5 protein-coding genes are annotated in these 3,174 nt (G+C 71.0%); all 5 read left to right on the top strand.

The genetic code is table 11. From position 1 onward, the window contains the following. Nucleotides 1-825 (top strand): sensor histidine kinase (locus tag HUU96_RS13755; protein WP_254605236.1); only part of this gene is annotated, 825 nt, incomplete at its 5' end. After that, the gene (tsaE, locus tag HUU96_RS13760) at nt 822-1,271 is read left to right on the top strand and encodes a tRNA (adenosine(37)-N6)-threonylcarbamoyltransferase complex ATPase subunit type 1 TsaE (protein ID WP_174293318.1); all 450 of its coding nucleotides are present in this window, start codon (nt 822-824) and stop codon (nt 1,269-1,271) included. The genes HUU96_RS13755 and tsaE, both read left to right, overlap by 4 nt. Further along, entirely contained in the window at nt 1,268-2,248 is a 981-nt protein-coding gene (locus HUU96_RS13765) for an aminoglycoside phosphotransferase family protein (RefSeq protein ID WP_174293321.1), read from the top strand. Before tsaE ends, HUU96_RS13765 begins: the two co-directional genes overlap by 4 nt. Then, the gene (locus tag HUU96_RS13770; protein ID WP_174293319.1) at nt 2,245-2,997 is read left to right on the top strand and encodes a nucleotidyltransferase family protein; all 753 of its coding nucleotides are present in this window, start codon (nt 2,245-2,247) and stop codon (nt 2,995-2,997) included. Before HUU96_RS13765 ends, HUU96_RS13770 begins: the two co-directional genes overlap by 4 nt. Further along, the coding region (locus HUU96_RS13775) for a hypothetical protein (RefSeq protein WP_174293320.1) at nt 2,990-3,174 on the top strand (185 nt) is incomplete at its 3' end. The genes HUU96_RS13770 and HUU96_RS13775, both read left to right, overlap by 8 nt.

The raw sequence follows: 3,174 nt of genomic DNA on the forward strand, positions 1-3,174 counted from the left end.
GTCGCCTTTGCCGACGGGCGCCACTTCGAGTTTGCCGGGGTGCCGCTGCCCGACGGCAACGCGCTGTTCACGATGCTCGACATCACCGACAGCCGCCGCGCGGAGCAGGCGTTGCGCGAACGTGCCGACGCACTGGAGGCGGCGGACCGGGTAAAGACGCAGTTCGTCGCGAACATGAGCTACGAGCTGCGCACGCCGCTGACCTCGATCAGTGGTTTCGCCGAGATGCTGCACGGCGGCTATGCCGGGGTGCTGACCCAGGAGGCCGACGGCTATGTCCAGGCGATCCTGGACTCGGTCGAGCGGTTGGGGCTGCTGATCGACGACGTGCTCGACCTCACCCATGCCGAGGAGGCCGCCGCGCCCGAGCGGGTCGATGTCGACCTTGCCGCCACCGTGCGCGCCGCCGCCGAGACGCTGCTGCCGACGATCAAGCGCCGCCGCCTCGACTTCGCGGTCGAGGTGGCGCGCTCGACCGGCCGGGTCAGCGGCGATGCGCGACGGCTGAAGGAGGCTGTCGAGCACCTGCTGCGCCATTCCGTGACCTCGACGCCGGAGGGCGGCCGCATCCTGCTCCATGCCGAGGGCAACGCGACCCGCGCGCGCATCGTCGTCTCCGACAACGGTCCGGGCATGGATGCGGAGAGCGTCGCCCACGCCTTCGACCGCTTCGCCCAGCCCGGCATCCAGCCGACCGGCGAACGCGCGCTGGGCCTCGGCCTGCCGCTCGCGCGACAGTTCGTCGAGGCGCAGGGCGGCACCGTCGAGCTGGTGTCGGAGCCGGGTGAGGGTACGCTGATGACCGTTGATCTGCCGCGGCGATGACGGCTGCCGTGATCCTGGCCGATCCGGCGGAGAGCCACGCGTTCGGCGCGTCGCTCGCACCGGTCGTACGGGTCGGTGACGTCATCACGCTGGCCGGTCCGTTGGGGGCGGGGAAGACCAGCATCGCCCGTGGATTGCTCGCCGCTCTGGGTTTGGTTGGCGAGGCTCCGAGCCCGAGCTTCGCGATCGTCCAGCCCTACGCCCCGCCCGAGACCCGGCTGCCGGTGCTGCACGTCGATCTCTACCGGATCGAGCATTCGCGCGAGCTGGACGAACTTGGCCTCGACGACAGCCGGCGCGATGCGGTGCTGCTGGTGGAGTGGCCCGAGCGGGCTGGCGAGGGTGCCTGGCCCGATGCGTTGGCCCTGACGCTTGCTGTCAGCGGCGAGGGCCGCGCCTTGACAGCGCGGGTCCCGCCCGGTTGGACGCAGCGATGGCCGATATGACGCCCCCCGCCGGCGCTGCCGCCTTTCTCGCCGCGAACGGCTGGACGGGGGCGAACGTCGTGCCGCTGACCGGTGATGCCTCGTTCCGCCGCTATTTCCGGGTGACGCACGATGGCCGCGCCGCGGTGCTGATGGACGCGCCGCCGCCGCATGAGGACCCGCGGCTGTTCCTGGCCGTCGCCGGCTGGCTCACCGAGCGTGGCTTTGCGGCTCCCACCATCTATGCCGCCGATCCCGCCGCCGGCCTCGTCCTGCTGGAGGATTTCGGCGACGACCGGATGCGCGAGGCGGCCGATGCCGCGCCGGATGGAGCGCTGACGCTGTACGAACGCGCGATCGACCTGCTGATCGAGCTGCGCCGCCATCCTGCCGGGCCGCTGAAGCCGTACGACCGCGCGGTCCTGCAGCGCGAGGCGGCGCTGTTCGTAGACTGGTATTGTCCGGCGGTCGGTCTGGAGGTCGATGCGCCGGGCTGGACCGCCGCGTGGGACGCCGTGCTCGACCGATGCACGGCAGCGGAGCCGGTTACGGTGCTGCGCGACTATCATGCCGAGAACCTCATGCTGGTTGGCGAAGCGCGCAGCCTGGGGCTGCTCGACTTCCAGGACGCGCTTGCCGGCCATCCCGCCTATGATCTCGTTTCGCTGCTCCAGGACGCGCGCCGCGGCGTCGAGCCGAGTATCGAGGAGGCGATGCTGCGCCGCTACCGCGCAGCAAACAACGACGGCGATGCTTTCCTTGATGCCTATCACGTCCTCGGCGCGCAGCGGAACGCCAAGATCATCGGCATCTTCACTCGGCTGTGGCGGCGCGACGGCAAGCTGCGCTACCCGACATTGTGTCCGCGCGTCTGGGCCTATCTGGAACGCGACCTGTCGCAGCCGGCACTGGCCCCCGTCGCGGCCTGGTTCGACGGCAATGTGCCGCCGAAACGACGTGGCGACCCGCTGATCCTTACATCCAGCGCCGGAGCATGAGCCGGCCGCGCGCCTATCGGCCGCAGCCGGGCGGCTTCGTGCCGACCACCGCAATGGTGATGGCCGCGGGTCTGGGCAAGCGGATGCGGCCGCTGACGGCGACCCGCCCCAAGCCGCTGATCGAGGTCGCCGGGCGGCCCCTGATCGATCACGTCCTCGATCGGCTGCGTGCCGCCGGCGTGGCGCGGGCGGTAGTCAACGTCCACTATCTTCCCGACCTGCTGACGGCGCATCTGCTCCAGGCGGCGCGGGGGCTGGAGATCATCGTGTCGGATGAGCGCGACCGCTTGCTGGAGACTGGCGGCGGGTTGGTGAAGGCGCGCGGGCTGCTCGGCGAAGCACCGTTCTTCGTGGCCAATGCCGATAATCTATGGGTCGACGGACCGGTCGACGCGCTGCGGCTGCTCGCCTCGCAATGGGACGATGCGGCGATGGATGCGCTGCTGCTGCTCGTGCCCTATGCGCGAGCGCACAACCATCGCGGCCAGGGCGATTTCTCGATCGATCGCACCGGCCGGCTGGTGCGGCGGCCGACCGGGCGGGTCGCGCCGTTCGTCTATACCGGCGTCCAGATCCTGTCGCCGCGGCTGCTGGCCGACTGGCCGCTGGAGCCGTTCTCGACCAATCGGATGTGGGACCGCGCGATCGGCGAGGGGCGTGCGTTCGGGGCCGTGCATGAGGGGCTGTGGTTCGACGTCGGCACGCCCGCGGCGATCGCCAAGACCGAGGCACGGCTGGCCGATGGCTGAGAGCCTGCCGCGGCTGTTCACCATCCCCTCGCACCACGCCTTTGCCGACTCGCTGGTGGCGGGGCTGCGGCGGGAGGCGGGCGAGGAGCCGATGGCGCTCGCGCGGGCGCTGGTGCTGCTGCCCAACAACCGCGCGGTGCGGGCCGTGACTGACGCCTTTGTGCGCGCGAGCGGCGG

This window comes from Sphingomonas bacterium (assembly GCF_903644135.1).
Classification (GTDB): domain Bacteria; phylum Pseudomonadota; class Alphaproteobacteria; order Sphingomonadales; family Sphingomonadaceae; genus Sphingomonas.

Bases quoted from the DNA above. Each gene is read 5' to 3' on its own strand.
- HUU96_RS13765 (WP_174293321.1), top strand. From the start codon at position 1,268: ATGACGCCCCCCGCCGGCGCTGCCGCCTTTCTCGCCGCGAACGGCTGG.
- HUU96_RS13770 (WP_174293319.1), top strand. From the start codon at position 2,245: ATGAGCCGGCCGCGCGCCTATCGGCCGCAGCCGGGCGGCTTCGTGCCG.
- tsaE (WP_174293318.1), top strand. From the start codon at position 822: ATGACGGCTGCCGTGATCCTGGCCGATCCGGCGGAGAGCCACGCGTTC.